Source organism: uncultured Fretibacterium sp. (assembly GCF_938030725.1).
Lineage (GTDB): Bacteria > Synergistota > Synergistia > Synergistales > Aminobacteriaceae > Fretibacterium.
The window spans coordinates 1-24,628 of record NZ_CALHIQ010000031.1; the positions used below are offsets into that span (position 1 = coordinate 1).

General features: G+C 66.9%; 19 protein-coding genes. 12 read left to right on the plus strand and 7 right to left on the minus strand.

Features of this window, described 5'->3' with window-relative positions; genetic code table 11:
- Window positions 1–189: 189 nt before the first annotated feature.
- From Q0629_RS02180 to asd, 3 genes are read right to left on the minus strand one after another with little or no spacing between them, the layout of a single operon-like run.
- A complete protein-coding gene (locus Q0629_RS02180; RefSeq protein ID WP_298778355.1) occupies window positions 190–1,515 on the minus strand; it encodes an aspartate kinase in 1,326 nt (441 codons plus the stop codon).
- The gene (locus Q0629_RS02185; protein WP_298778357.1) at window positions 1,512–2,729 is read right to left on the minus strand and encodes a homoserine dehydrogenase; all 1,218 of its coding nucleotides are present in this window, start codon (window positions 2,727–2,729) and stop codon (window positions 1,512–1,514) included. The genes Q0629_RS02180 and Q0629_RS02185 overlap by 4 nt, the downstream gene beginning before the upstream one ends.
- A 42-nt stretch (window positions 2,730–2,771) precedes the next feature.
- Window positions 2,772–3,860 (minus strand): aspartate-semialdehyde dehydrogenase, encoded by a 1,089-nt coding sequence (gene asd / locus Q0629_RS02190; RefSeq protein ID WP_298778360.1) that lies wholly within the window; start codon window positions 3,858–3,860, stop codon window positions 2,772–2,774.
- A gap of 225 nt (window positions 3,861–4,085) precedes the next feature.
- On the opposite strand from asd, the gene Q0629_RS02195 reads away from it, so the two are divergent.
- From Q0629_RS02195 to Q0629_RS02230, 8 genes are all read left to right on the plus strand, one after another.
- The gene (locus tag Q0629_RS02195) at window positions 4,086–5,099 is read left to right on the plus strand and encodes an ABC transporter substrate-binding protein (protein WP_298778364.1); all 1,014 of its coding nucleotides are present in this window, start codon (window positions 4,086–4,088) and stop codon (window positions 5,097–5,099) included.
- 28 nt (window positions 5,100–5,127) lie between these two features.
- Window positions 5,128–7,317 carry an iron ABC transporter permease gene (locus tag Q0629_RS02200; RefSeq protein ID WP_298778367.1) on the plus strand — a complete coding sequence of 730 codons (2,190 nt, stop codon included), beginning with the start codon at window positions 5,128–5,130 and terminating at the stop codon, window positions 7,315–7,317.
- Between the two features lie 49 nt (window positions 7,318–7,366).
- Entirely contained in the window at window positions 7,367–8,491 is a 1,125-nt protein-coding gene (locus Q0629_RS02205) for an ABC transporter ATP-binding protein (RefSeq protein ID WP_298778369.1), read from the plus strand.
- Window positions 8,492–8,507: 16 nt separating this feature from the next.
- On the plus strand, window positions 8,508–9,443 hold the full coding sequence (locus Q0629_RS02210) for a MoxR family ATPase (RefSeq protein WP_298778373.1): 936 nt from the start codon (window positions 8,508–8,510) through the stop codon (window positions 9,441–9,443).
- Window positions 9,443–10,408 (plus strand): DUF58 domain-containing protein, encoded by a 966-nt coding sequence (locus Q0629_RS02215; RefSeq protein WP_298778375.1) that lies wholly within the window; start codon window positions 9,443–9,445, stop codon window positions 10,406–10,408. Before Q0629_RS02210 ends, Q0629_RS02215 begins: the two co-directional genes overlap by 1 nt.
- Entirely contained in the window at window positions 10,405–12,390 is a 1,986-nt protein-coding gene (locus tag Q0629_RS02220) for a DUF3488 and transglutaminase-like domain-containing protein (protein WP_298778378.1), read from the plus strand. The genes Q0629_RS02215 and Q0629_RS02220 overlap by 4 nt, the downstream gene beginning before the upstream one ends.
- Before the next feature lie 92 nt (window positions 12,391–12,482).
- Window positions 12,483–14,288 carry a diguanylate cyclase gene (locus Q0629_RS02225; protein WP_298778381.1) on the plus strand — a complete coding sequence of 602 codons (1,806 nt, stop codon included), beginning with the start codon at window positions 12,483–12,485 and terminating at the stop codon, window positions 14,286–14,288.
- A 48-nt stretch (window positions 14,289–14,336) separates the two neighbouring features.
- Complete coding sequence (locus tag Q0629_RS02230) at window positions 14,337–14,984, plus strand: deoxynucleoside kinase (RefSeq protein ID WP_298778384.1); 648 nt, start codon at window positions 14,337–14,339, stop codon at window positions 14,982–14,984.
- Window positions 14,985–15,167: 183 nt separating this feature from the next.
- Here Q0629_RS02230 and Q0629_RS02235 read toward each other — a convergent pair whose 3' ends face one another.
- The 4 genes from Q0629_RS02235 to Q0629_RS02250 form a co-directional block, all read right to left on the minus strand.
- Entirely contained in the window at window positions 15,168–16,037 is an 870-nt protein-coding gene (locus tag Q0629_RS02235; protein WP_298778387.1) for a radical SAM protein, read from the minus strand.
- A gap of 109 nt (window positions 16,038–16,146) precedes the next feature.
- A complete protein-coding gene (locus tag Q0629_RS02240) occupies window positions 16,147–16,917 on the minus strand; it encodes a uracil-DNA glycosylase family protein (RefSeq protein WP_298778390.1) in 771 nt (256 codons plus the stop codon).
- A gap of 3 nt (window positions 16,918–16,920) precedes the next feature.
- Window positions 16,921–19,398 (minus strand): ATP-dependent Clp protease ATP-binding subunit, encoded by a 2,478-nt coding sequence (locus Q0629_RS02245; protein WP_298778393.1) that lies wholly within the window; start codon window positions 19,396–19,398, stop codon window positions 16,921–16,923.
- Window positions 19,399–19,435: 37 nt separating this feature from the next.
- Window positions 19,436–19,915: a CtsR family transcriptional regulator gene (locus Q0629_RS02250; RefSeq protein ID WP_298778395.1), complete on the minus strand. Its 480-nt coding sequence runs from the start codon at window positions 19,913–19,915 to the stop codon at window positions 19,436–19,438.
- 234 nt (window positions 19,916–20,149) lie between these two features.
- Between Q0629_RS02250 and def the strand changes: the two genes are divergently transcribed.
- From def to Q0629_RS02270, 4 genes are all read left to right on the plus strand, one after another.
- A complete protein-coding gene (gene def / locus Q0629_RS02255; RefSeq protein WP_298778398.1) occupies window positions 20,150–20,686 on the plus strand; it encodes a peptide deformylase in 537 nt (178 codons plus the stop codon).
- Window position 20,687: 1 nt separating this feature from the next.
- Window positions 20,688–21,623 carry a methionyl-tRNA formyltransferase gene (locus Q0629_RS02260; protein ID WP_298778401.1) on the plus strand — a complete coding sequence of 312 codons (936 nt, stop codon included), beginning with the start codon at window positions 20,688–20,690 and terminating at the stop codon, window positions 21,621–21,623.
- Between the two features lie 86 nt (window positions 21,624–21,709).
- Window positions 21,710–22,276, plus strand: coding sequence for an NUDIX hydrolase (locus tag Q0629_RS02265; protein ID WP_298778404.1), 567 nt, complete (start codon window positions 21,710–21,712; stop codon window positions 22,274–22,276).
- Window positions 22,277–22,368: 92 nt separating this feature from the next.
- Complete coding sequence (locus Q0629_RS02270) at window positions 22,369–24,531, plus strand: HAMP domain-containing methyl-accepting chemotaxis protein (protein ID WP_298778407.1); 2,163 nt, start codon at window positions 22,369–22,371, stop codon at window positions 24,529–24,531.
- The last annotated feature ends 97 nt before the right edge of the window (window positions 24,532–24,628 follow it).

The following is a 24,628-nucleotide window of genomic DNA, read 5'->3' on the forward strand; positions in this document are numbered from 1 at the left end:
TTTTTTCAATTTGCCTGTTGCTTTTAGCTTGACAATCTAGCCGGTAATAAAGAGGGCGTTAAGGGCTCTCTATGCTGTCCCCAAAATTTGCGACAACGGGCCGATAAAAAAGAGCACGACGCAATGAAGTCGTGCTCTTTGTCAATCATCAATCCAGTTTTTTTTCGTTTCCTTCAGAGGGCGGGCGCCTCAGTCCGGCGAGTCCTCCTCCACGAACGCGCTGTAGATGGATCGGATCGCCCGCTCAAAGTCCTCGTTCAGCACCCCGACGATCACGTTGAGCTCGGAGGCCCCCTGGTCGATCATGCGCACGTTGACGCGCACCCTGGCGAGGGCCGTGAATATCTTAGCGGCCGTCCCGCTGCGGGATTTCATGCCGCGCCCCACGACGGCGATCAGGGCCAGGCCCGGCTCGATGTCCAGGGTGTCCGGCCTGGCGACGCGGGCCAGGCGGGCCAGCACCTCCTGCTCACGGTCGAGAAAATGGGAGGCGTGGACCACCACGGTCATGGTGTCGATCCCGGAGGGGAGGTGCTCCAGCGGGACGTTGCTCTCCTCGAAGCACCGGACGACCCGGCTGTGAAAGCCGGGGTCGGAGTGCAGGCGGTCCTTCGCCAGGATGATGGAGCAGAAGTCCTTCTTGCCCGTGACGCCGGTAATGGTGTGGCTCGACTGCTTGGCCGTGTGCCCGACGATCCAGGTGCCGGGGTCCTCCGGTTGGTTGGTGTTCCGTATGTTGATGGGGACGCCCGCCCTCCGAACGAAGAGGATGGCGTCCTCGTGCAGGACCGTCGCTCCCATGTAGGCAAGCTCTCTGAGCTCGCTGTAGGTGATGTCCCGGATGACCTTGGGGTCCTTCACGATGCGCGGGTCCGCCATCAACAGGCCTGAAACGTCCGTCCAGTTCTCGTACACGGAGGCCCCGCAGGCGCCCGCGATGATGGCCCCCGTGATGTCGGAGCCGCCGCGGGGGAAGGTGCGCACCCTTCCGGCCGGGTCGATCCCGTAGAAGCCGGGGACGACAGCCCTTGGCGTTTCCTCGAGCCGTGCGGTCAGGACGCCGTGGGACCGCGCGGCGTCGAAGTTTTCCGCGTCGTCGAAGAAGAAGAGCTCCGCGGCGTCGAGGAAGGTGAAGCCCAGGTACTCGGCCAACACGAGCCCGTTCAGGTACTCGCCGCGGGAGGCCGTGTAATCCCTGTCCGGCGCGCTGGTCAGGCTCTCCTCGATCTTCCGGAACTCCTCGTCCAGCGGCAGGGACAGCGCAAGCCCCTGGACGATCTCGACGTAGCGGTCCCGCACCGCCTGGAGGGGCCTTCGGAAGTCCTTCCCCTCCGCGGCGAGTCCGTAGCACTGATAGAGCAGGTCCGTGACCTTGACGTCGTTGGCGGACCGTCTGCCGGGCGCCGAGGGAACGACGATCGTGCGCGCCTCGTCCTCCAGGACGATGTCCCGGACCTTCCCGAACTGCGCCGAGTCCGCCAGGGACGTGCCGCCGAACTTGACGACCTTCCTCATGCTCCCGCCTCCAAAAGCCGAATACGGCTCCTCAGCGTCGAGAGCTTCGCGAGGGCCTCGCAGCAGCGGCGCTCCGTCATGGGGCGCGTGACGAGGGCGAAGTCCTGTGGAGCGTCGTCGAGGGCGACCTCCTCCATGCCGACAAAGACCTCCCGCGCCAGGGGCGCCTCGGAGGGCGCGACGCGGATCAGGTTCCGCACCTCCGCCGCGGGGTCGCCGGCGAGCCTCGCCTCCTGGCCGATCAGCCCACACTCGACGGTCCGTCCCCGGTTTCGCGCGCACTGCACCACGTCGGACACCACGGCGCTGGCCGTAGGGAAGCGCCCCGCGCCCCGACCGCAGAGCGTCAGATCGCCGAGCGTGGCGCTGTGGAGCAGGACGCCGTTGTACACGTCGCTGACCCCGTAGAGCGGGGAGGAGGCGGGGACGAGGTAGGGGGCCGTCCTGAGGGAGAGCCCTGCAGCGTCCATCCGGCAGACGCCCAGGAGTTTGAGCGAACAGCGGAGCGCGCGGGCGAGGCGCAGGTCGACGGCCTCAAGCCCCATGATGCCCTCGCAGGGGACCTGAGCCGAGCTTATGCGGGTCCCCGACAGGAGCGACGCCAGGATGGCCAGCTTGCGGGCCGTGTCGTGCCCCAGGACGTCCGCGTCCGTGTTCCGCTCCGCGTAGCCGTTCTCCTGGGCCTGGCGCAGCGCCTCCGCCAGGGACAGCCCCTCGCGCTCCATCCGCGTCAGGATGTAGTTGCAGGTCCCGTTCAATATCCCGACGGCGGAGTCGAAGCGCTCGTGGGCGCAGGCGTCCCGGATCGTGCTCAGGATGGGGATGCCCCCGGCCACGCTGCCCTCGAAGAGCAGGCTCAGGCCGTGGGCCCGCGCGACGGCGGCCAGCTCCGGACCGTGGGCGTCGATCAGCTCCTTGTTGGAGGTTGCGACGGACTTGCCGTGCTCAAGGGCGGAGCGGACGTAGGGGAGGGCCGGGTCCAGCCCTCCCATGGCCTCACAGACCACACTCACCTCCGGGTCGTTCAGGATCGTTCCGACGTCGTGGGTCATGAGCTCCGCGTAGCGGGAACCGGGAAAGTCGCGCCGGACGAGAATATGCTTGACCTGCACCCGGTCGCCCGCCGCTCGCGCCACCTGGTCCCGGTTCGCGTCCAGAAGCTCGGCGACGCCACCGCCCACCGTTCCAAAGCCAAGGATCGCAACGTTGATCATCTGATTTGCCTCATCATCTGCGTGTTTGGTCTGGGGGATGCCCTATTTTTTCGTGAGGTAGCCGCGGCTCGCCAGGAGCTCCGCGCACAGGACGGCGCCGCCCGCCGCGCCGCGCAGCGTGTTGTGGGAGAGGCCGACGAACTTCCAGCCGAAGAGGGGGTCCCGCCGCAGACGACCGATGGAGATCGCCATGCCCTCCTCGCACTGAGCGTCGAGGGCCGGCTGAGGACGGTCCTCCGCCTCAAGGTAGTGGATGAACTGCTTTGGAGCGCTGGGAAGTCCCAGCTCCTGGGGGACGCCCCGAAAGTCCCTCAGGAGCGCGATCAGCTCGTCCACGGAGGCGGGCTCCCTGCCGAACCTCACGAGGACCGCGGCCGTGTGGCCGTAGAGGACGGGGACGCGGAGGCACTGACAGGTGATGCGCGGCCCGTCCGCCGGGACGATCTCTCCGTCCCGCAGGCGCCCCAGCACCTTCAGGGGCTCGCGCTCGCTTTTCTCCTCTTCGCCCCCGATGAAGGGGACGACGTTGCCGCGCATCTCCGGCCACGTGTCGAAGTTCTTACCCGCCCCCGATATGGCCTGGTACGTCGCCGCGACGACCTCCAGCGGCTCGAGGTCGCGCCAGGCCGCGAGGGCCGGGACGTAGCTCTGGATCGAACAGTTGGGCTTCACCGCGATGAAGCCGCGCGACGTGCCCAGCCTGCGCCTCTGGGCCTCGATGACCTCCGCGTGGGTTGGGTTGATCTCCGGGACGATCATCGGGACGTCCGGCGTCCAGCGGTGGGCGCTGTTGTTGGACACCACGGGCGTTTCGGCTCGGGCGTAGTCCTCCTCCAGCTTCCGGACCTCGTCCGTGGGCATGTTGACGGCGCTGAACAGGAAGTCCACGCGATCGGCCATGCCCTTCACGTCGCTCACGTCCCGCAGCACGAGGTCCCGCGCGGAATCGGGCACGGCCCCGTCGAGGAGCCAGCGGCCCTCCACGGCCTCCGCGTAGGTTCGACCGGCGCTCTGCGGGCTGGCGGCGATGGCCGCCGTTTCAAACCACGGGTGCGCCGCGAGCAGCTGAACGAACCTCTGACCGACCATCCCGGTCCCGCCGAGGACCCCGACCCTGAACTTCTTCTTCATACCGTGCTGCAGCTCCTTCCCAGCTTCATTTTTTTGGTCTTCGGCGCGCTCCCCTGAACGGGGCTTGCGGCGTTGGGGAAACGCGCCGGGCAAAACACGAGTGAAACAAGAATTCTGGACATTTTATCATGTTATGAGATAATTTGAATGCGGCGCTTGTTTGGGGTTCTGTTCGTCATGGAAAAACGGTTGACACACAGAGTTTTTGTCAAGGAGGGTTCTCTCATGAGGTTTGGAAAGTGCGCGTTCGTCCTTGCGTGTGCGATGCTGGCTGTTGCGGCGGGTGGGGCGTGGGCGGCCGAGGTCGTCAACGCCTACACGACGATGGAGGAGCCGCTGGCCAAGGCGCTGTTCGACGCCTTTGAGGCGGAGAGTGGCATCAAGGTGCAGTGGGTGCGCCTGTCGGGCGGCGAGGCGGTGGCCCGCATCGAGGCGGAGAAGGCCAATCCCCAGGCCTCCATCTGGGTCGGTGGCGTGGGCACTCAGCACATCGAGGCGAAGCTTCGCGGCCTGACGGCGCCCTACCGCTCCCGCGTGGCGGACAGCATCCCGGCGGACTACCGCGACCCGGAGAACTACTGGACGGGCCTCTACGTGGGCCCCATCGCCTTCTGCATGAACACGGAGCGGGCGAAGGAGCTGAAGCTCGACATGCCGAAGACCTGGATGGACCTCCTGAAGCCGGAGTACGCCAAGAGCGTCCGCATGGCGCACCCCGCCACCTCGGGCACGGCCTACAACATGCTGACCACGCTCATCCGCATCTACGACGGCGACGAGGACAAGGCGTTCGACTACTTCAAGAAGCTCTCCGCGTCCGTCGAGCAGTTTACCCGCTCCGGCTCCGCTCCCGGCAAGAGCTGCGCCATCGGCGAGATCCCCATCGCCATCGGCTACCTCCACGACCAGGTGAAGCTGCAGAAGGAGGGTGCCCCCATCGAGATCGTGATCCCGTCGGACGGCACGGGTGCGGAAACGGCCTCCATGTCCATCCTGAAGGACGGTCCGGACGCCTTGAACGCCAAGAAGCTCTACGACTGGATACTCGGTCAGAAGGCCATGGACATCATCGCCAGCTGGTATGTCATCCCCCTCTCCAGCCTGGCCACCCCCTCCGAGACGGGCTTCTCGCTCGCGAAGATGAAGATGCTGAAGGACGACCAGTGGGACGCCGCCAACAAGGAGCGTTTGATCGAGCGCTGGAACCGGGAGATATCGATGGCCCCGGAGAAGAAGTAGGGGCCCGCAGGGCGCAGGGGCCTGGGAGATGCGGCAGAGGAGGGCGATCCACTTCGCCCTGATGATGGCCTTCATCGCGCTGGTGGGCTGGTGGGTGTACGGGAGCGTCCTCGCGGGGTTCCTGGAGGTGTCCCACGACGGCCAGCGCCGCACGGTGCAGACCGTTTCCTTAGGGTATCCCGGGGGAGAGGATGCCGAGGGATGGCTGGCTCGCCTGGCCGGAAACTCGCAGAGCTATCGCGTTGCCCTGACGGAGGGGTTGCCGGCTCCCGGCGCCTCTCCCGTCGTGCGGGGGGACCCGGACCTGGCGGAGCTGTGCCGGGCCTCCGCCGCCTCCCCCCAGTTCGCGAAGGGCTTTGACAACGCCGCCTATGAGGAGATCTACTGCAGCGAACGCGGCTGGGACCTTGCCGGGACGGAGCAGACGCTCTTCTTTGCACCGGCGGTGGACGCCCGCACCGGCGACGTTCAGGGGGCGCTGATCTTCGCCTTCAGCCGAGAGGGGGAGCGGGGCTTTATCCGGATGCTCCGGATGCTCTTCGCGGCGGTCCTGCTGCTCTTCACCGTCGTGGTCTGGCAGGTGATGATGAGCCGGGACCCCGTCGTCGGCTTTGCCCTGGCCGGCCTCTTCCTGATGGCCCTGGTCTTCGTGGCCTACCCCCTCTTCGAGGCGGTGCGTCTCTCCTTTCTGGAGGAGGGGCGCTTCTCCCTCGGCATCTGGCGAACGATCCTGACGAACAGCAGCTACATCGACGCCCTGAAGGGCAGCCTGAAGCTGGGCTGCTGCACGGCGACGCTCTCCACCCTCATCGGCTTCCTCTTCGCGTTCGCGTGTACGCGCACCAACGTCCGGTTCAAGAGGTTCATCGCCATGATGGGCGTCCTGCCCGTGATCTCGCCTCCCTTCTCCCTCACGCTCTCCGTCATCCTACTCTTTGGGAACAACGGGCTGATCACGCGCTGGCTGGGGCTCACGGGCTTCTCCATCTACGGCCTTCCGGGCCTGACGATGGTCCAGACGATGTGCATGTTCCCCATCGCGTTCCTGACGCTCTCCGGGGTGCTGGAGGCCATCGACTCCACGTTTGAGGAGGCAGCGCTGAACCTCTCGGCCAGCCGGCTCAGGACCTTTGCGTCCATCACGCTGCCCCTGGCCGCGCCGGGACTGCTCAGCGCGTGGCTTCTGGTCTTCACCACCTCGCTGGCGGACTTCGCCAACCCCCTGCTCCTGGCGGGGGACCTCAAGGTCCTCTCCGTCGAGTCCTACATCGAGGTGACGGGGATGAACCGCCTGGGGCATGGGGCGGCGCTGTCGCTCCTTCTGCTCCTGCCGACGCTTGCGGCCTTTCTGGCGCAGCGCTTCTGGGTGGCGAAGCGGTCTTACGTCACCGTCACGGGGAAGCCATCGGGCCGCATCGCGGAGCTGACGACGCCCGGCCTGCGCCGCGTCCTGGCTTGCGTCATCTATCTGATCATCCTCTTTTTGATCCTGCTCTACGGGACGATCGTCGCAGGCTGCTTCGTGAAGAACTGGGGCATCGACTACACCTTCAGCCTTGAGAACATCCGCGAGGCCCTGACCCGGTCGCGAGACGCCCTGTTCGACACCGTGACCCTCTCGGCCGTCGCCACGCCCATCGCGGGCGTCATCGCCATGATCGCGGCGCTGCTCATCGTGCGGCGGCGCTTCCGCGGCAAGCGGCTGCTTGAGGCCCTGCTCATGACGCCCTTCGCCCTGCCGGGCACGCTGGTGGGCATCAGCTACATCCTGGCGTTCAACCGGGCGCCCCTCATCCTGGTGGGGACGGCGGCCATCATCGTCATCAACTACGTGGTGCGAGAGCTGCCCGTGGGCATCGAGGGCGGGGTCGCCTCGCTGCGGCAGATCGACCCCTCCATCGAGGAGGCGGCCATGGACCTGGGGGCGGACTCCGCCACGGTCTTTCGCACCATCGTCCTGCCGCTGGTGCGCCCCGCGTTCCTGTCGAGCCTCTCCTACACGTTCGTGCGCTCCATGACGGCCGTGAGCGCGGTCATCTTCCTCATCTCCGCGCGCTGGTATCACATGACGATCCTGATCTACAACTTCTCGGAGAACCTGCGCTTCGGCCTGGCCAGCGTGCTGTCCACCGTGCTCATCGTCATCGTCTTCGGAGCCTTCGGGATCATGCGCATCCTGGTGCGGCGCAACGAGAACCTGCTGAAGAACGTCGTCTGATCCCCCGGCCCCATCGGGGGCGGGGGAACCCAAGCTGGAGGAATAATTGATGTCAGATACAGTCAACGCGGGGAGGAAGCCCCCCCGATCCGTTACCCTCAACGGGATCACGAAGGTCTTTCGCGACCCGCAGTCCGGGCAGGACGTCCGAGCCGTGGAGAGCGTGTCCTTTCGCCTGGAGCCGGGGGAGCTCGTCACGCTCCTGGGGCCGTCGGGGTGCGGCAAGACCACGGTGCTGCGGATTCTCTCCGGGTTCGAGCAGCCCACGTCAGGGCGCATCCTGATCGGAGAGATGGACGTCACGGACGTGCCCGCCAACGGACGGGACACGGCGATGGTGTTCCAGAGCTACGGCCTGTTCCCCCACATGAGCGTCTTCGACAACGTGGCCTATGGCCTGAAGCTCCGCAGGGTCCCCCGCGCGGAGATGGCGAAGAAGGTGGCGCACTTTCTCGACATGGTGGGCCTCGGCGCGCTGGCGAAGCGGTCCCCCTCCCGCCTGTCCGGCGGACAGCAGCAGCGCGTGGCCCTGGCGCGGGCCCTCATCGTGGAGCCGTCAGTGCTCCTGCTGGACGAGCCGCTCTCGAACCTGGACGCCATCCTGCGCGAGCAGATGCGCGTCGAGATACGCCGGCTGCAGAAGTCCCTCGGCATCACGGCCATGTACGTGACGCACGACCGCGTCGAGGCCATGAGCCTATCGGACCGTATCATCGTGATGAGGGGCGGTCGCATCGTGCAGGTGGGCACGCCGAGCGAGATCTACCGCGATCCGGCGAACTCCTTCGTGGCGGGCTTCGTGGGCAGGGCGGCCTTCTTCTCCTGCACGGTGCTGGGCGTTTCGGGAGCCGTGTGCGCCGTCGAGGTGAAGGGGCACGCTTTTGAGGCCCCGCGATGGGACCCTTCGCTGAGAGTCGGAGATGGGGCGGTCTTGATGGCCCGGCCGGAGTCGCTGTCGCTGGGCGAGCCGGGAATGGGCGTGGAGGACGGCGTCGTGACGGCCAACGTCTACCTGGGCAACAGCATGGAGTCCTGGGTGAGGACCGACCTGGGCGACGTGCTGGTCCAGATCGACGCCCCGGACGCCAAGAGGGTGTGGGCCGAGGGGGAGCGCGTTTCCCTGTCGCTCGACCCGCTGCTGACGAAGGTGCTTCCCGTCGACGAGCCGGCGTAGCTCAGGAGGTCTTACGTTGAGCGAGTATTCCATCGAGGTCAAAAATCCCAGGGCGCGGGAGGCCCTGGACCGCCTTGCGCCCGTCCTGCACGGCAAGGACGCCGTGCTGCTTCGGCTTTTGGTGTGCGTGTTCGCGGGTGGCCACCTCCTGCTGGAGGACATGCCCGGCCTCGGCAAGACGACGCTGGCCCTGGCGGCTTCGCGCCTCCTGGGCCTGAGCTTCGGCCGCGTGCAGTGCACGAACGACCTCCTGCCCACGGACGTCACGGGCGTGAACGTCTACCGGGCGGACAGCGGTCAGTTCCAGTTCTACGCGGGGCCGGTATTTCACCACCTGCTGCTGGTGGACGAGATCAACCGCGCGACGCCCAAGACCCAGAGTGCCCTCCTGGAGGCCATGGGGGAGGAGCAGGTGACCGTGGACGGGCGAAGCTACGCCCTGCCCAATCCCTTCTTCGTCATCGCGACACAGAACCCCGTCGAGAACGCGGGGACCTTCCCCCTGCCGGAGTCCCAGATGGACCGCTTCATGATCAAGACGTCCATCGGCTACCCCTCCCGGGAGGACGAGCGCCGAATCCTGCGCCTCGGCCCTCAGAAGAATGACTTCGCGTCCTTCCAGCCCCTGTTCACGCCGGACGAGATCGTGGCGCTTCAGGGACAGATCGAGCGCGGCATCCGCGTGGGCGACAGGCTCCTGGACTACGTCCTGGACCTGGAGCAACGGACGAGGACGCACCCCCTTCTGGAGGGCGGGATATCCCCGCGGGGCGGGATGATGATCCTGCGGGTGGCCCGCACGCTGGCCTGGCTGGGGGGGCGGGACTACGTCGTCCCGGAGGACGTTCGCTTCCTGGCCCTTGAAACCTGGGCCCATCGTCTTCAGGCCCGGAAGGGGGCGTCGGGCGCGGGCGTCCTGAGCCAGATCCTGAGCGAGACGCCCATTCCCTGATGCCCGTCCTCTCCGCCTTCAGGGGACGCCGCCGTTCGAGGAAGGATAGGCCCTGGACCGGCTCTCCGATCATCCGGCTCCGCACCGCGGGGACGGTCTACACGCTCCTGACGATCATGCTGGGTGTGGTGGCCGTCAACAGCGGAAACAACCTGCTGTACCTGCTGACGGCCCTCCTTCTGGGATACATGCTGGCCTCAGGCGTCGCGGGGCGGCGCAACATCATGGGGGCGCGGGCTGCACTGGAGCTGCCGGACGAGATCTACGCGGGCATCCCCTTCGAGGCCTCCATCCGCGTCGAGAACCCGCGCTCCGCTCCGCTCCACATGATCGAGGTGACGGTGCGCCTGGAGGAAGGGGAGGGGGTTGCCCCCCGCGCCTTCTTCGGCGTCGTCCCTCCGCACGGGGCGGCGAGCCGCGGCGTCGTACTGACCCTGCCGCGACGCGGGACGGTCCGCGTGGCCCTTGAGGTTTCCTCCGTGTTCCCCTTCGACTTCTTCACCCGCTTTGCCTGGGACCGGAACTGGACGACGGCGCTGACCTTTCCCACGCCGGCTCCCGACGCGTCGGTGGTTGCGGTCGGCGAGGCGGAGGAGGAGGGGGCGGCGTCCGTCGGTTCCTCCCGGAGCGACGACGCCTCCGACGCGGCTGGGGTCAGGCCGTATCAGACGGGAGACCCCGTAAGCCGCGTGCACTGGAAGATCACGGCCCGCACGGGGAAGCTGAGCACCCGCCTCCTTGAGGGCGAGGCGCCCGTGGGGCTGCTGATCGACCTGGACGGGCTGGTGCGCGACGGGCTGGAGCGCGGCCTGTCCGCGGCGGCGGGGCGAATCCTGCAGGCGGAGCGCGAGAGCGCGCCCATCGGCATGATGGATCGGGGAACGCTTTTTCCGCCGGCCCCGGGCCGACAGAACCGCCTTGCCCTCCTGCGGCGGCTGGCCCTCTACGAGGGGGCAGCGCGATGACGAGCCCTACTTCGGTTGTCGCACCCCGGACGCGCCCCATCCGCTTCTACCTGGACCTCCTGCTTCCGGTCTGCGGGCTGATGTGCTTTGCGATGGCGCAGGACGGCATCAGCGCCGCTGCAGGCTGGGCCTTCCTGCTGGGCCTGGCGGTGGTGGGAGCCGCCTCCTTTCTGGACCTGCCCCGGCCGCCGGGCTTCGTCACCTTTGCGGCGGTGCTCCTGCTGCTGATCCCCATCCTGGGGCAGATATCGCTCCGCTATGCGGCGGAGCCGTTGCTTGAGGCGATCCTCCTCCTGTTTCTGCTCCGCGTGTACGAGAGGCGCGGTCCGCGCGAATACGCCCAGGTGGTCATCATCCTGCTGGCCGCCGCCGTAATCTACGCCGTCCTGTCCGTCGAGCGCGTCTTCATGACGGTCTGCGTCGGCGTGGGGATCGTGGGCTCCATGATCCTGATGATGTCCGCCTGGATGCGCCGGGAGCCGGATGCGCGCCTCAGCTGGAGCGACGTGAGGGGCCTCCTTGCCCGCGCCCTGGGCATGTTCCTCGTGATGCTGCCCCTGTGTCTCCTGCTCTTCTTCGCGGCGCCGCGCTTCCGAAGCCCCTTTCGCGTTTCACAGGGTGGTTTCGGCGCGACGACGGGTTTCTCGGATCAACTCAGCCTGGGGGACGTGGGGCAGATTCAGGAGAGCGGACGCCTGGCCTTTCGGGCGGAGATGCGGGACATTGCGCCGCGAACGCCCTATTGGCGCGGCGTGGTGCTGTCCCTGTTCACCGGAGACACCTGGACAGTCAACCTGGTGGGGCGCCGCGGAGGTTGGGACGCCCCAACCTCCGGCGCGGAGAACCTGCGCTACTCGATCCAGATGGAACCCAGCGGACACCGCTGGCTGTTCACCCTGGACCGCCCAGTGACCCTTTGGGGGACCGATGCCCTAGACCTGGGCAACGGGACCTACGCACACCGCTCCTTCAATGGAGCGCGCTACGAGGCGGAGTCCGTCCTCGATCCGACGGGTGGCGGCAGCTTGACGCCGCGGGACGAGGCCCTCTGCCTTCAGCTGCCGGAGGGGTATTCCCCAGCCGTTCGCCGCCTTGCGGAGGAGATCGCGGGGGGAGCGAAGGGTGATCGGGAGAAGATGGAGGCCGTCGTCGCGCGGCTGTCGGGCGGAGAGTACCGGTGGACGCTGAGGAACCTGGCGCAGGGACGGAACGCACTGGAGGACTTCCTGCTCCGCCTGAAGCGCGGCAACTGCGAGTACTTCGCATCGGCCGCCGGGGTGATGCTGCGGATGCTGGGCGTCCCCGCCCGGCTGGTGGGGGGCTACCGGGGCGGAGACTACAACCGCACCGGAGGCTTCTACTCGGTTAGGGACCTGAACGCCCACGTCTGGGTGGAGGCCTGGGACCGGGCGAGCCGTGCCTGGATTCGGCTGGACCCGACGCCGACGGCGTTGGAGGACGAGGTGGAAGCGGAGGTCCTCGCCTCGGGCAGTGGTTGGGGCGAGTTCTGGGACTACCTGGACTATCAGTGGAACCGTTATTTCGTGGCCTACGGCGGCAGCCAGCAGGCACAGTGGGCCGGAGCGCTGCGGTCCCTCCTGAGGAACCCCCGTGCTGCCCTCCCCTCCGTGGGAAGCTTCATGGATGGCACGGGGCGCGGGGCTTCCCGCGCAGCCTTTGCGGTAGGGGCGGTGATCTTGGCGTTGGCCAGCGGCTGGGGGGTATGGCGCTATGCGCACCGCGACGAGCGGGCCGCCCTGCTCCGTCGGTTTGATCGCCTCATGGCCCGGCGCGGCTTCGTGCGCTCCCCCTGCGTGGGGCTCCTGGAGTTCGCCTGGACCCTGCCGGAGCCGCTGAGGGCGGACGCTCTCGACTTCGCCTCGGGCCTCTCCGCCGTGTTCTACGGTGGACGCGAACTGGACGGGCCGTGCCGCGAGGCCCTGCTGCGGGCGCTGTCGGCCCTGTCCTCGACAAGGGGTTAGCGGTCGGGGCGGCGCAAGCCCAGGCATTTTTAAGATAGTGTGAGCGGGACCTCATGCACGGGGCGGTCCCGACGGGAAGGAAGGGTGCTCTCATGGCAGACAGGGGGATCGATTTTCGTTCCAGGGCAGCCAAGGGCTCGGCGACCCCGGCGTCGGGCGACGACCGCGGCCTCCATCGCCGCGTTCAGGAGCTGGAGCGGATGCGGGAGCAGTACGAGCTGGAGGCTGCAGCGTTTGAGGACCTGGATCGCCTCTACCGGGGACTGGCGGACAGCGGGGCCTTTTTGTACGCCTTCGTGGACGTCCGGGGCACGTTTCTGTTCATGAACCGCGGGATGCAGCTATTCCTGGGACAAGACCCCGAAGGGGGCGCGCCGGAAACCCTCCTGTCGCGTTGCCCCTTTGGACAGATCGAGGCGATGCGCGGCCTGCTGCACGACGCCATGGGAGGGCCCGTGGCGGCGGTGGTGCCCCTGGCGCGCCCGGACGGGGTCAGTATCTGGATGGACGCGGAATTTTCAGCGATGGACGTTCGGGGCGAACCCGCGCTGCAGGTCATCGGGGTGGACGTGACGGAGTGGGTGAACCTCCGGGAGCAACCGGAGCCCGGATGGAAGCACGGCGTGTGGAGCCGCGTTCTGGACTGTTGTCCGGGATTGCTCTGCTGCGTCGTAGATCGGCAGGGCACGCTGCTCTACGCCTCTCAGGGGTACAGCGCCCTCGCCCTGCGGGTCCTGGGCCATCGCTGCGAGGTAGGGAAGCGCTACCCCCCGCTTCAATCGAAGACGGACAAGTCCCTTCACGACATCTTGATGGCGGCTGCGCTGGGGCAGACCAGCGGCGTGGAGATCGAAGAACGCCACAGCGAAGGGGACCGGCTCTGGAGCTTCACAGCGGCGCCCCTTGAGCTGAACGGCAGCCTGGAGGGGGTGGCAGTGCGCGTCCTCCCCGTGCAGGTGCCGCAGATCCGGCAGCCCGCGCCGCCACCGGACGCCCCGGAGCCGCCGGCCCCTGCCGTCGAGCCTCCGGTGGAGCCGTCCGAGCGAGCGGGCATCCTGAACGCCTTCGCCGTCCCGACGGCCGTGGTGAACGAGCGCGGGGTATGCCTTGCGGCCAACGCGCCCTTCATCCTCGCGCTGGACGCCAGGGAAAAGGTGGTCGGTTCTCGCCTCCTCGACCTGATCCCCAGGGACGGTCCCGCGAACGCGGACTTCCACGAGAAGTTTCCCGACGTGCTGCAGGCCCGCGAGGGGCGCCTCTCCTGCCGCCTCTCGTCCCGGGACGGGGACCTGACGTGGTTTGAGGTCGGCGTTCGGCCCCTGGAGTGGGCCGGGTTTCGCGCTGCGCTCCTGACGTGTGAGGACGTGACGCTCCTGCGCCGGACGCAGGAACAGCTACAGCGCGCCGCCGTGACGGACCGCTCCACTGGCGTCCTGAACCGCCAGGGCATGGAGCGCGTCCTGTCCCGTGAGATGGAGCGCGCCGTCCGGGACAAGACGCCCCTCAGCCTGATGATCATGGACATCGACGGCTTCCGGCGCCTGAACGAGAGCAAAGGGTACGCGGCGGCGGAGCTCGTCCTGAAGACGCTGATCGCGCTCTGTCAGGGGCTCCTCGCTGTGGAGGACGTCATCGGGCGGTGGGGCGGGGACGAGTTCATGGTGCTGACGCCCCGCTCCTCCGAGGCTGCGCGGATCCTGGCGGATTCGATGCGGGACCTGGCTCACAGCGGGTCCTTCGGTGCGGAGGGCGCCCTGACGCTCAGCGTCGGCATTGCGCAGTTTCGCGCGGAGATGGACCTCTCCAGCCTGGTGGGCGCTGCCTACGACGCGATGGTCCGGGCCAAGCGGAGCGGAGGGAACCGCGCCGTGACGGCGGAGGACGGCGAGGGCCGCTAGACGGCCGGGGCCGCCCCGGACGCAGGCGAGCTTAATTGAGGATGGTGTGTGGATTTGGGACAGATTCAGATCATCGTTGAGGGCATGACGGCGAGCGGCAAGTCCACGGTGGTGGACCTGCTGGCGGAGCGCCTGGGGTTCAAGGTGATGCCGGAGGAGTTTCGCGACCAGCACGACCTCCTGAGCCGCTTCCACCACGACCGGCGGTGGGCGTTCCCCATGCAGCTGAACTTCCTGGTGACGCGCTTTGCACAGTACCTCTGCGCGTCGGAGGAAAACGATTACATCATGGACCGCAGCATCTTTGGCGACAAGGTCTACGCCACGCTCTACTACAAGCAGCACTACTTCACGGACAGCCAGTTCGGCTGCTACCTGACGCTCTATGACTCCCTGTTGAGGAACACGGCGTCCCCGCGGCTCCTGATCCTGGTGCGCTGTCCCTTTGAGGAGATACTGCGCCGCATCCGGGCGCGGGGCCGTCAGGACGAGATCGACGCCGGAGTGGAGTACTGGCGCCTGCTCTTCGACGCCTATCAGCCGTTCCTCGAATTCGTGCGCAAGGAGATGCAGATCCCGAACGTCCTGGAGCTGGACCTTGCGGACCCGGCCTTCATCAAGACGCCGGAGCGCGTGGAGAGGTTCCTGGATGACGTGAGGGCCTTCTTCCCGGAGCGCTTTGCGGGGTTGCAGTAAGGGCCTGTGACGCCGCGATCGTCGGCGCAGGACCCGTAGACCTCTTCACGGCGGCGGAGTTGGCGCGCCACGGCAAGAAGGCCCGGATCGCCGACGAGGGGTTGTGCCTGAGGATCGTCCGGGAGGCGAACAGAGGAAGGTCGCTCAGGCTGTAGCAATCCAACCCTGTGGTTTCAGAGAGGCTCACACGTTTCCGAGGTGTACGTGCGCGAGCTCTGCGCGGGCTGCCTCCTCCATGCGGCGCAGGAGGGCGCGGGACGTGGGGGGTGCGTCGTGGTGCCGCGCGGGGAAACAGCGCGTGATGTGCAGGGGGATGTCTCGCGACAGGGAGGCGATCCAGCCCACCATCTCCGAGAAGGCCGCCATACCGTCGTCCAATCCGGGAACGGCGAGGTGCGTCAACTCCACGTGGACGCCGCCCCGCACCCACAGGGCGATGGTCCGCTTCACGGCCTCCAGGTCCCCACCGAGCCGCCGATACCCCTCCGGCGTGAACGCCTTCAGGTCCACGTTCGCCGCGCTGACCCAGGGCAGGAGGTCCCGTGCCGCCTCCTCCGACATCGCCCCGTTCGTGACGAGGACCGCCGCGACCCCCGCCTTCCTCAGCAGGGGGGTGGCCTCCAGGAGGTACTCCGCCTGAAGGGTCGGCTCGTTGTAGGTGAAAGCCAGAGCGTCCAGACCCAGCCCCCGGACCTCCCTCGCCAGCGCCTCCGGCGGCAGGAACGGGACGGAGGCACTGGCGTCGTAGACGCTTTTCGCCGGTCGGGCTATGCGCCAGTTCTGGCAGAAGGGACAGTCCATCGTGCAGCCCAGGCTCCCCAGCGAGTAGATGAGGCTGCCGGGCCGCCAGTGGGCGAGGGGCTTCTTTTCGACGGGGTCCACGGCCCGTGCGCAGAACCGACCGAGCCAGGGCGAGAGGAGCGTTCCCCCGTGGTTGAGGCGGACGCCACACGCCCCCGCGGCCCCGTCCGCGATGCGACACCCGCGAAAACACAGGCCACAGGAAACGCGCCCGTCCTCCTCGCGATTCCACCAACGCGCCGCCATGCCCATCCGCGCCGCAGGCGATCCGCCTCCTCCAGTTGAGGCCGGGGACGCGCTGCCTCTCCCTCCCTTCTCTTTCTGTCTGTCAAAAACAGGACTTCGGCGCCGAACGCCTCGCTTAGATTTGCCAGACCCCCGCCTCCGAGAGCTGGCGGGTGACCGTCCCTGCCCAGTCCCGGTTGCTGGCGGGGGAGGCCGGGCTGGGGTGGAGGATGCGCAGGATCCGGACGTCTGTATCGCCGAGCGCCTCCCGCGCGCGGGCCTCGGCGAAGGCCCCCACGCCGACGACCCACTTGGGGGAGAGGGCGCGAACCGCGGCGCGCAGGTGCTCATCGCACGCTGCGTAGAGGGGCGTCCGGAGTTCCGGCGGCAGGTGGTCCGGCGTGAGGTTGCGTCCACCCTCCGTCCCGTTTTTGCGCGGGGAGAGGGCGATGAAGAGTAGCGGGCAGAAGTTGACGACGAAGTGCTCCTCGAAGAAGCCCTCCGGGGTCCCGAAGCGTCCGGAGAAGAGCCCCCAAAGACGGCGGCCGCTGACCTCGGAACGCCTGCAGGCGGTGCCCTCAACGGGGTAGGCGGGGTGCGGATGGGCCGGCCTGCCGTTCAGAGGGACGTCGAGCTTCAGCCAGTCTCGGACGACGGCGGCCTCGCCGAAGGGCACCCCCGTCTGAGCCATGCCCCAGGGGCCGGGGTTCATCCCCAGGAACACCACGCGCTTCCGTCCCTGACCAAAGCGCCTCACGTAGGCCGCGAAGGCGTCCCATGCGTAGTCCAGGGGGTTGTAGACGGCCGCCGCAGGCGGGACGAAGCGCATGGCGTCCACCTCCGCCCTCAGCTTCCGTGCGGCGGCGAGCTGCGCCTCGACGGAGGCCCCGTCCTGAGTTGCCGGCACCGGTCACTCCTCTGCGCCGTGAGGGGCCAGGTGGAGCTCCCCGTCCTCGACGTCGACGTCGATGCGCGTGCCGTTCGCGAACTTCCGCGTCAGCAGGGAGTCGGCCAGGCGGTCCTCCAGCAGGGACTGGATGGCCCGGCGCAGGGGCCGGGCGCCGTACTTCGGCTTGAAGCCCTTCTCCAGTATCTTCTCCTTCGCGCCCACGCTGACGTCCAGGGAGAGCCCCTGTCCCTTCAGCCGATCGTCCAGCTCCGCCAGCATCGCGTCGACGATGCGCAGCAGGTTGTCCCGCGACAGGGGACGGAAGACGGCCATCTCGTCGATGCGGTTCAGGAACTCCGGCCGGAAGGTGCGCTGAGCCTCCTCCATGATGACGGCCTTCTGGCGCTCCCAGCTTCGCTGCTCCGACGCCTCCGCGGAGCCGAAGCCCAGCGCGCTGCCCTGTTGGGCCTCCTTCGCGCCGACGTTGCTCGTCATGATGATGACCGTGTTGCGGAAGTCGACCTTACGCCCCTGCCCGTCGGTCAGGTGCCCATCGTCCAAGATCTGCAGCAGGACGTTGTAGACCTCCGCGTGTGCCTTCTCGATCTCGTCGAACAGGATGACGGAGTAGGGCCGCCGCCGGACGGCCTCCGTCAGCTTCCCCCCGCTTTCGTGTCCCACGTAGCCGGGGGGGGCGCCCAGGAGCTTCGAGACCTCGTGCTTCTCCATGAACTCGCTCATGTCGATGCGGATCATGGCGTCCTCGCGTCCAAAGAGAAAGCGGGCCAGGCAGCGGGCCAGCTCCGTCTTGCCCACGCCGGTGGGGCCCATGAACAGGAAGCTGCCGATGGGCCGCCGCGGGTCGTGCAGGCCCGTGCGTGCGCGGCGGATGGCCCGCGCCACGGCGCTGACCGCCTCGTCCTGCCCGATCAGGCGGGAGGATATCTCCTCCTCCATGCGCAGAAGCCGCTCCGTTTCTGTCTCCGTGAGCTGTTTCACCGGGATGCCCGTCATCTCCGCCACCACCTCGGCGATGTCCTCGCCGGTGACCTCGACGCGCTCCTCGCTCCGGCCGCTGCGCCACTCCTCCGTCGCGGCCTCAAGCTGATCCGCCAGGGCGTGCTCCTCGTCGCGCAGCTGCGCCGCGCGCTCGAACTGCTGGTTCAGCACGGCCTCCTCCTTCTGACGTTGAGTGTCCGCGAGGCGGCGCTCCAGCTCCCGAACGGACTCCGGCGGGTCCAGCGACCGAAGCCGGGTCCGCGCTCCGGCCTCGTCGATGAGGTCGATGCCCTTGTCGGGCAGGAAGCGATCCTGCACGTAGCGCGAGGAGAGGTTCGCTGCGGCCTGGAGGGCGTCGTTCGTGAAGGTCACCTGGTGGTGTTCCTCGTAGCGATCCCGAAGTCCGCGCAGGATGCTGACGGAGTCCTCGATGCCGGGCTCCTCGATCAGGATGGGCTGGAAGCGGCGCTCCAAGGCGCTGTCGCGCTCCACGTACTTGTGGTACTCCGCCTGGGTCGTCGCGCCGATCATCTGGAACTTCCCGCGCGACAGGCTGGGCTTCAGGATGTTGGCCGCGTCCATTGCCCCTTCGGCGCTGCCTGCGCCGACGATGGTGTGCACCTCGTCCACGAAGAGGATGACCTCGCCGGAGTCGGAGAGCTCCTTCACGATGCGGCGCAGCCGCTCCTCGAACTCCCCCCGGTACTTGGTGCCCGCCACGAGGTTCGCCGTGTTGAGCTGGATGATGCGCTTCTCCCTCAGGGGGTCCGGCGCAGCGCCCGACACGATCTTTTGGGCCAGCCCCTCGACGATGGCCGTCTTGCCGACGCCGGGGTCGCCGATCAGGACGGGGTTGCTCTTCGTTCGTCGGCACAGCGCCTGGATGACGCGACGGATCTCCCGCTCGCGCCCGATGACGGGGTCGAGCTCGCCGTCGCGGGCTTTCTGAGTCAGGTCCACTCCCAGTTGGTCCAGCGTCGGCGTTCGGCTCCTGCCCTGCCGCTTCAGCCGGTCTGTCAGGAGCTCCACGTTCTGTCCCTGGCCCCCACCGGCGTTCACTGCGTTGGCCTCGATGATGGCGGTCACCTGCTTCAGGACGACCTCCCGGGTGATCCCCATCGTCAGGAAGTGCTGGACCACCATGCTGCTCTCGTCCGCCAGGACGCCCAACAGGATGTGTTCCGTATCGACGTAGTTGACGCCCATCTTGCGGGCCTCGACCATGGACAGCTCAAGCGCCTTCTTCATGCGCGGGCTGAGCGGCAGGTCGATGGGCCTGGACGCGGGCTGGGATCGCCCCATGATCTCCCGGATGTGGGCGCACAGCCTCTCAGGCGACACGTCCAACTCGACCAGGGCGCGACAGGCGATGCCGCCGCCCTCCTGCGCCAGCCCCACCAGGAGGTGCTCCGGCTCCACCATGGGATGCCCCATCTGAAGCGCTTCATGGTGGGCCAGCTGGATGACCCTCTTGCCTCGTTCCGTAAAAAATTGCCACATGGTATGTTCTCCTTGATAGAGTAAAAACGGCGTGCGTTCAGGCCAGCATCAGGCCCCGCAGCATCCTCTTCAGCATCTCCGCCTGAATGACGCTCCGCTTGTGCTGGGACAGGTCGAAATCGCTGCGCCCCATCTCGTCAGCGTGCCTCAGCGCCACCTCGATCAGAAGACGCTCGCGCACGGTGATGAGGCCGCGCTCCTGCAGGGATTGGAGGAGGCGGCGGCAGTCCTGCTCCGAGATGGAGTCCCCCACGATGTCCTCGACGTGCTTCAGGCGCTCCTCCGGCTCCTCGCAGGAGATGCGCAGGATGCGGATGTACCCGTGGCCGCCCCGCTGGCTCTCCACCAGAAAACCACGCTCTGGCGTGAAGCGGCTGCGCAGGACGTAGTTAATCTGGCTCGGCACGCAGCCGAAGAACTCCGCCAGCTCCTTGCGCCTGAGGGATACGGAGGGTTCCGTTTCCGTTTCGAGGAGCTCCTGAATGTATTTCTCAATGGCCAGGGTCAAGTTGGGCATACCCCTTACCTCCGTTCCATGGTTGGCCGGATCCGGAAATCAAAGTCAGCGATCCGACAGGGCCTCATTTTATCCTTATGGTCAGGGATAATCAATAATGAAAAATGCCGATAGACGAGAGGTCAGGCCGGATGCAGCGGACAAATTGTATTGTGTATTTCGCGTCCTCCCAAATTCTTATACTATAATTGAGAAACAGCCCCACATGGGGGCGGAAGGGTTATGATTGGGTACATGAGTATCGTTCAGGAAAAGACGAAACCGTCGAGGGGAGAGCTCCTCGGCGTTGAATTGGAGGTTCGCCGGTATCCCGACCCGGTGTTGAAGAAGGTCGCAGAACCGGTTACGGTCTTTGACGACGAGCTGGCTGATTTCGTCGACAAGATGCGCGCGGTGATGCGCGTCAGCGACGGCGTGGGGCTGGCTGCGCCGCAGGTGGGAGTGCTTCGGCAGATCGCGGTTGTCGATTATAAGGATGAGGTCTACGACCTCATCAACCCCCGCGTTCTGGAGCAGAGGGGCGAGCAGGAGGGGGAGGAGGGGTGCCTCAGCTTCCCCGGCATCTACGCGATGGTGCGGCGCCCGGAGTGGGTGCGCGTCGAGGCACAGGACGTGCGGGGGGAGGTCCACGTCCACGAGGCGTCTGGTTTCCTCGCGCGGGCCTTTCTGCACGAGATGGACCACTTGAACGGAAAGCTCTTCATCGATTACCTCTCCCCCCTGAAGCGCGGGGCGATTCGCCGCAAGATGATGAAGAAAAAGGAGAGCTAGGGTGCGGCTGTGGTTCATCGGCGGCGGCTCCTTTGCCGCACGCTGCCTTGAGGCCCTCGTCCGGCGCCTCCCCGTTGAGCTCGTGGTCACCGGGACCCCCACCCGGGGTGGCCGCGGCATGGCGGAGATCCCCTCGCGGGTGGAGGAACGCGCCCTGGCGCTGGGCCTTCCCCTTGAGCGCACGGGGCCCCTCGGCGAAAACGAGCCGCTCCTGACGGCTCTGGCGGCGAATCCGCCCGACGCGATCCTGGTGGTGGACTTCGCTCAGCTGATCCGCGAGCCCTTCTTGAGCGCGCCGCGCTGGGGGTGCCTGAACGTCCACCCCTCCCTCCTGCCGCGCTGGCGCGGGGCGGCGCCCGTTCCCCGATCGCTGATGGACGGCGATGTCCGGACGGGGGTGACCGTCTTTCGTCTGACGCCCGAGATGGACGCGGGGCCCATCCTGCGCCAGGCGGCGGTGGAGGTCGGGGCGGGGGAGACGGCGACAGAGCTCTACGACAGGCTGAGCGCCCTGGGCGCCGAGATCGCTGCTGCGGGGCTGTCCGCGCTGGAGTCCGCCGGGGACTGCTTCGCCGGACTCTTCACCCCGCAGGACGACGCTGCAGCCTCCTACGCGGCGAAGCTCGCGAGGTCGGAGTTTGAGCTCTCCTGGCGGCAGCCCGCGGAGCGCTTGGACAGGGCGGTCCGCGCCCTTGAGGCCTCCGGCGGCGCCTTCGTCATGGTCCGTGAAAAGCGTCTCAAGGTCTGGCGTGCCGCTCCGGCGGCTGGAGGGCACGGGGAGCCGGGAACCGTGCTGGCCCTCCAGGATGGCGCCCTCGTCGTGGCCTGCGCCGCTGGCGCGCTGCACCTGGAGGAGGTGCAGGCGGAGGGCAAGCGCAGGGTCCCTGCCGCGGACTGGGCTCGCGGTCTGAGGCTTGTGCCGGGGGACGTCCTGTGAGCTTTGAATTAAGGAGGGCATAAACTATAGCTTATCATGGTGATATAATAGCCACAACACAGACTTTCAGCAGGGGAGGCGCAGGAATGGCGCAGAGCTCATGGGGAGGCCAGGAGCGGCGTGCGTCCGGACGGCGCATTTACGAGGGCAGGATCCTGAACCTGAGGGTCGATGAGGTGACGATGCCAAGCGGCCGTACGGCGGAGCGCGAGGTGGTGGAACATCGGTCGGCCGTAGGTATCCTGGCGTTGACGGGGCGGGACAGCGTGCTGCTGGCGCGCCAGTACCGTTATGCCGTCGGGGAGGAAACGCTTGAGGTGTGTGCAGGGCTGATCGAGCCGGGGGAGGACCCCCGTGCGGCCGCTGAGCGCGAGCTGCAGGAGGAGCTGGGAGTGAAGCCCGGGAGGCTTCAAGAAGTGGGTGGGTTCTACTCGTCGCCGGGCTTCTGCACGGAGTACCTCACGTTGTTTCTGGCCGACGAACTCCAGAGTTCCCGCCTGCCCCAGGACGAGGACGAGAACGTGAGCGCTCTCGAGGTCCCCTACGGGGACATTCCCGGCATGATGGCGGACGGCGCCTTCAAGGACTCCAAGACGTTCGCCGCGCTGGCCTGGCTCATGGCGAGGGAGGGAATACCGCCCAGGGTCCATTGACTGCGGCGTCGGAACCATGCGATGCGGCGTCCGGCACGGGCTTTGCTGGTCCGGAGTTGGACGAATATCTTGAGTAAGGGAGCGTTATAGTAATGTTGAAGAACTTGAGGATATCTGCAAAGCTTGCTTTGGGCTTCGGGCTGGTGCTCTCCCTGTTTGCGGTGGCCGCGATCTTCAGCTGGAGCAGCATCTCGCACGTGCAGGAGGAGATACGTTACCTGGATAAGATCACGGACCTTTCGACCCTGATCAGCGACATGAACGACGCACTGGAGGTCGTGACGAACAACCTGAGCGCGCTGCGCCTTTCGGAGTCCCAGGAGGACCTCAATGCGCTGAAGAGTTCTCTGGACGCCCTGAGGGACCATCCCAGGAAGGTCAACGAGCTGGTGGCACCGGAGCCGAGGATGCAGGTGCTGAGGGGAGGAACGTCGACTTCGGGGCAGGTCAGGACGCTCCCCGAGCTGGAGGGCTACCTCGATGCGTTCGGCAGGAACGTCGCCGCCTACGAAACGACGCTGCACTCCCAGCATGCAGCCATGGCTTCCCTTACGGACAACCTTGAAAAGACGACGGAGGTCATAGGGACGATCCTTGAGAAGTTCTCCGCTTCGAAGCCGGAAACGGCGGACTACAACGCCGCGGGCGGTGGCCGCAGCGGGGCGAACGAGATGGGCGCTGCGGCGGACCTGCGGTACAAGCTGACGCTCTTCCGCAGGCAGTACGTCTACGCCCTGTACAAGCGGGATGTGGCGCTTCTGGAGGGCGCTGCGGCGGACTTTGACAAGTGGGCGGCGGACTACGACGCCTTCAAAAACTCCGCCTCCGAGGGCTGGCTGAAGGACCTTTTGGCCTCGGACGACGGTTTGGTGCGCTCCGCCAAAGCGGACATGGTGAACATTCTGAAGGCGTACCGCGACGCGCAGTCCATCATGGAGGAGTGCCTGAAGAACGCCGGCGGGATCGAGGACTGTGCCCTGAGCATCTACGGCCAGATCGACCGAAAGGTCAACGAGCTCGTGATAGGGAGCTACAACGCCCTCGGCAACGCTCTGACGCTGCTCCTGTCCCTGGTCGTCCTGTCCATCGTCCTCGGCGCGATCATCGCCTGGGCGATCGCCCGCGGCATCTCGAAGCCACTTGGCATCGTGGTGAACCTCACCGCGCGGGCCGAGGGCGGGGACCTGACGCTGAAGCGGGAGGACTTCCCCTACGACGGCCGCGATGAGCTGGGCGCGCTGGGCGAGGCCCTGATGAAGATGATCGCGGCCCAGCGCACGGCCGTGAGCGAGGTCCTGACGACGGCGGACCAGGCCGCGGCGAAGTCCGTCGACATTCTGGACAACTGCAAGAGGAGCCTGGACTCCGCGACCAGGGTGAAGGATGCCGTGCAGAAGGCGGTTTCCTTGATGGAGAACAACTCCTCCTCACTTCAGGAGAGCAACGCGGGGACGGAGGAGATGTCCGCTGCGTCCATGACCTCCGCCCAGGCGGCGACGGACTGCGCTGAGTTCATCTCCAACATGACGACGGTGACGAACAAGGCGGTCGATACGGTGCAGGGCACCATCGAGGACATGGGCGAGCTGCAGAAAAAGACCCAGGAGAGCGGACAGAAGCTCCAGGACCTGGTGGATTCCGTGGACAAGATCAGCGAGTTCGTGGGCGTCATCACCTCGATCGCGGACCAGACGAACCTCCTGGCGCTGAATGCGGCCATCGAGGCGGCGCGCGCCGGCGAGGCGGGGCGCGGCTTTGCGGTGGTGGCGGAGTCCGTGCGGAAGCTGGCGGAAGAGTCGAACCGCGCGGCGGGGAACGTTCGGGCCCTCATCGAGACGCTGCAGGGCAGCGCAAGGGAAACGAAGTCCGCCAGCGACGAGACGGCGACGCTGCTGAGCCAGACGATGGAGAAGGGGACGTCGGCAAAGGACTCCCTGTCCGAGGCGATGGAGCAGATCGACAAGGCCAACGATCGGATCCAGAACATCGCGGCGGTTGCCGAGGAGCAGGCGGCCTCCAGCAAGGAGATTGCGGCGGGCATCGACAACGTGACGAAGTCCAGCTCCGAGATCCTGGAGCACCTGGAGAAGATCGCGGAGGCCATGGACGAAGCGACGGCCGTGTCCACCAGCACCACGAAGGAGTCGGACGCTCAGGCCGAACTGGTGCAGCACGTGAAGGACGCCATCGCCGTCTTCAAGGTGGAGGATTCTGAGGACAGGGGGCGCAGCAGCCGCAAGGCCCTGCGCGGCTAGCCCTCGTAGCGAGCGTAAACGAACCGTTGAGAACGAGGCGGGAGAGGTCCTTCGGCGAAGCAAGCCGGACGACCTCTCCCGCTTTATGGCGCGTAGG

Coding starts and splice junctions, on each gene's coding strand:
- asd (WP_298778360.1), bottom strand. CDS start 3,860: ATGAAGAAGAAGTTCAGGGTCGGGGTCCTCGGCGGGACCGGGATGGTC.
- Q0629_RS02185 (WP_298778357.1), bottom strand. CDS start 2,729: ATGATCAACGTTGCGATCCTTGGCTTTGGAACGGTGGGCGGTGGCGTC.
- Q0629_RS02250 (WP_298778395.1), bottom strand. CDS start 19,915: ATGCCCAACTTGACCCTGGCCATTGAGAAATACATTCAGGAGCTCCTC.
- Q0629_RS02235 (WP_298778387.1), bottom strand. CDS start 16,037: ATGGGCATGGCGGCGCGTTGGTGGAATCGCGAGGAGGACGGGCGCGTT.
- Q0629_RS02220 (WP_298778378.1), top strand. CDS start 10,405: ATGACGAGCCCTACTTCGGTTGTCGCACCCCGGACGCGCCCCATCCGC.
- Q0629_RS02265 (WP_298778404.1), top strand. CDS start 21,710: ATGGCGCAGAGCTCATGGGGAGGCCAGGAGCGGCGTGCGTCCGGACGG.
- Q0629_RS02195 (WP_298778364.1), top strand. CDS start 4,086: ATGAGGTTTGGAAAGTGCGCGTTCGTCCTTGCGTGTGCGATGCTGGCT.
- Q0629_RS02200 (WP_298778367.1), top strand. CDS start 5,128: ATGCGGCAGAGGAGGGCGATCCACTTCGCCCTGATGATGGCCTTCATC.
- Q0629_RS02205 (WP_298778369.1), top strand. CDS start 7,367: ATGTCAGATACAGTCAACGCGGGGAGGAAGCCCCCCCGATCCGTTACC.
- Q0629_RS02180 (WP_298778355.1), bottom strand. CDS start 1,515: ATGAGGAAGGTCGTCAAGTTCGGCGGCACGTCCCTGGCGGACTCGGCG.
- Q0629_RS02270 (WP_298778407.1), top strand. CDS start 22,369: ATGTTGAAGAACTTGAGGATATCTGCAAAGCTTGCTTTGGGCTTCGGG.
- Q0629_RS02225 (WP_298778381.1), top strand. CDS start 12,483: ATGGCAGACAGGGGGATCGATTTTCGTTCCAGGGCAGCCAAGGGCTCG.
- Q0629_RS02215 (WP_298778375.1), top strand. CDS start 9,443: ATGCCCGTCCTCTCCGCCTTCAGGGGACGCCGCCGTTCGAGGAAGGAT.
- def (WP_298778398.1), top strand. CDS start 20,150: ATGAGTATCGTTCAGGAAAAGACGAAACCGTCGAGGGGAGAGCTCCTC.
- Q0629_RS02245 (WP_298778393.1), bottom strand. CDS start 19,398: ATGTGGCAATTTTTTACGGAACGAGGCAAGAGGGTCATCCAGCTGGCC.